This is a genomic window from Deltaproteobacteria bacterium (assembly GCA_018668695.1).
Lineage (GTDB): Bacteria > Myxococcota > XYA12-FULL-58-9 > XYA12-FULL-58-9 > JABJBS01 > JABJBS01.
The window spans coordinates 1-2,865 of sequence record JABJBS010000414.1 but is presented as its reverse complement, the minus strand read 5'-3'; the positions used below and the strand labels follow the sequence as shown (position 1 = coordinate 2,865).

Genomic DNA, 2,865 nt, shown 5'->3' with positions numbered 1-2,865 from the left:
GCTCCTGGAGCCGCGGTGCTGAGTAGAGGAGCTTTTGAAGCTCCTTTTTTTTTTCACTCATTGATGCGGAAAGATTGTTCGGCTGGTTTATCAGTAAGTGTGGGTGACCGCGCCTAAAACGTGAACGATTGGGATGCAGGTTAATCAAACCCAGACAATTGATATCTCTTTTGTTTGCTCGGAGTCGTGAGCGAGATATCATTTTAGTATGGGGCTGAAGGTTCAATCTGCATATCTCGGTGGAATTCTGGTTGCGGGGATCATGCTGATCTTTTTATCGACGCTTGGCGGCTTTGCTTCTAAAACATTTGCAGCGCCTCTCGAATTAAAAGTGGAAAAGAAGTTTGTGAGAAGCGAGCTTTCCCCTCAGGGTCTGGCAGATATAGCTGAGTTTTTGGTGGCGATGCGTATTCGCGCCTTGGAGATCATCGAAGCCAAGGATGAAGCCGTACGAAACGAGATTATTACCGGAATTATGAAGGTGGCAGATTTAGGTTACGATTCAAATTTTGAGGAAGCCAATCAAATTTTGCTGGCTCTTGAAAAAAAATATCCGGAAGAATCCATCGTGATGTGGCAGCTCTCCGCCAACTACTTCTTCATGGCAACGAAAATCGATGGGGCCGATGCCGACGTAAAAGCAGAAAACCTCCGCTCAGGAATGAAGCGTTCAAAGAAGTGTTTAGAACGAATCCCCGATAGCCCTGGTTGCAGACTGGCTTATGCTGCTCTTCTGGGTACTTTAGGCTTGGTCGAAGGCATATTCGACACCATTTCAAGCATGGAAGAGGTAAGTGAGTCGCTGGATTTGGCGTTGGACTTATCTAAGAAGAAAAACTTCCCCATGGCTCCCAAAGGTATCAGCTCTTACCACGTTGCTCTTGGTGCCACCGCCGAGTTTTATCGTCTAGTGCCTGATTGGTGGATTTTCAAGATGATGGCCGGTGTGCGCGGCGATAAAGAGAAATCGTGGCACTACGCCAAACAGATCCCACTTAAGAATTTGGGCGTGGCCAACATTATTGTTCGTTCAGCTTTGTGTTGGGGTGGGGCCAGCGAGAACATGAAGATTGTTGAAATAGGTCTGACGCGTTTGGCTGAGTCCATGCAATTGGAGATGCTGCACCCATTTGATGAGCGAGAGTACAGCAGGTTGACGAAGCTTTACCGCCAGCTGGCGGCACTCGAAGAACCCGATTTTGACGATTATTACGACCTTGGTTGCAAAGAGTTTGGAAACGACGAAAAAGACACGCTCTAATTTTGATTCCTTCATTATTTCTCAACAGCTACCTAATAGGGTGTGCGTGTGTGTAGGTGTGTAAGGAATAGCTGGACCGGTTGAGGTCATTGGTGCACACTAAATGTTATTGTTGTGGCATTGAAAGCGAGTGGCTCATGAATAAGTTGAAGGTCGTATCTATACTTTTGAGCGGGGTGTTGCTGATGGCATCCTTTGGCTGCGCAGGCTCGACAGATTCCGAAGAGCCGCCAGTGGAGGGGCCAACCTACTGGCAGGACGTTGAACCGATTATCGCTGGTAAATGTAATATGTGTCACCAGGAGGGTGGGGTTGGTCCTTTCTCTTTTGATTCTTACGAAAATGTAGCTGCGATGCGCGATGCTATTTCAGTGGCGGTGACGAGCCGGAGTATGCCGCCATGGTTGGCCGATGATAATTGCGGTCAGAATTACGTCGGCGACTGGACACTCTCTGATTCTCAAATCGAAACCATTCGGCAGTGGGCCTCCAATGGCGCACCTGAAGGTGACCAGGATTCTCCGCAGGCGGCTGTGGCTACAGCAGACAGTTGGACAGAGATGTCCCGTGTGGATTTGGAAGTTGAAATGCCGGTGGCCTATACGCCAACGTCGGCTCCAGATGATTATAGGTGTTTTGTGGTGCCATGGCCTGAGACGGTGGCGACCAATGTAACGGGTTTTGTTACGCAGCCAGGTAATGACGCTATCGTTCATCATGTTATTTCGTACCTTGTTCCACCCAATCGCGTGGAGGAAGCTCTGGCGAAAGAAGCCGAAGATGGTGAGCCGGGTTATCCCTGTTATGGGAGTTCGGGGCTTGGAGGCCAGAACTTGCCTTGGATTGGAGCTTGGGCACCCGGTGGCAGTGGCGGTGATTTTCCGAATGGGACAGGAATTCGTGTCGAGCCAGGTTCTGCTGTGATTTTGCAGGCTCATTACAATGTGGTGACGTCGAACCCTGCGCCGGACAAGAGTCGGATGATTTTTCAGATAACGCCAGAATTGGACCGGATTGCAGCCCTAACGCCATTTACCAATTACAATTGGGTAACGAACGGAAGCATGAATATTCCGGCCAATGAGGTCACAACGCACACTTTCTCAATGCCCTTTACTGAATGGGTTCATGCTTATTCAGGCGGTAAGCTAAGACGCCATGAAGCTTTTACAATTCACGAAGTTAATTTCCATATGCACAAGCTGGGAGTTTCCGGTTCACTTGAGATTATTCGTGAATCCGGTGAAGAGGAGTGTTTGTTGGGCATCACGGATTGGGATTTTAACTGGCAAATAGCTTACCGGCTCAAGCAGCCCGTTGAATTTTATCCGGGAGATAAACTGAGGGTTACCTGTACGTGGGACAATACCGTCGATAACCAGCCCACCAGCGAGGCACCTCGGGACTTAAACTGGGGCGACGGCACCTACGATGAAATGTGCTTAGGTATTCTTTATTTAAGCCAGGAAGAGATTTAACGGTTCTTGCAGGTCAGGGTTGCAGTCGCATGCTGAACTGGTAATGTCCCCCAAACTTCGATGCGGAGATTCGGCGATGACTAAAGAAGTAAAATTAACGGAATACTCTCATGGTGCGGGTTGCGG

Annotated in this window: 2 protein-coding genes; both read left to right on the top strand. The window is 48.9% G+C overall.

The genetic code is table 11. The features are described 5' to 3' along the window. Nucleotides 1-262 precede the first annotated feature (262 nt). Nucleotides 263-1,261, top strand: coding sequence for a hypothetical protein (locus HOK28_24585; GenBank protein MBT6436289.1), 999 nt, complete (start codon nt 263-265; stop codon nt 1,259-1,261). 137 nt (nt 1,262-1,398) lie between these two features. Next, nucleotides 1,399-2,739 (top strand): monooxygenase, encoded by a 1,341-nt coding sequence (locus HOK28_24580; protein MBT6436288.1) that lies wholly within the window; start codon nt 1,399-1,401, stop codon nt 2,737-2,739. Nucleotides 2,740-2,865 lie beyond the last annotated feature (126 nt).

Bases quoted from the DNA above. Each gene is read 5' to 3' on its own strand.
- HOK28_24585 (MBT6436289.1), top strand. From the start codon at position 263: ATGCTGATCTTTTTATCGACGCTTGGCGGCTTTGCTTCTAAAACATTT.
- HOK28_24580 (MBT6436288.1), top strand. From the start codon at position 1,399: ATGAATAAGTTGAAGGTCGTATCTATACTTTTGAGCGGGGTGTTGCTG.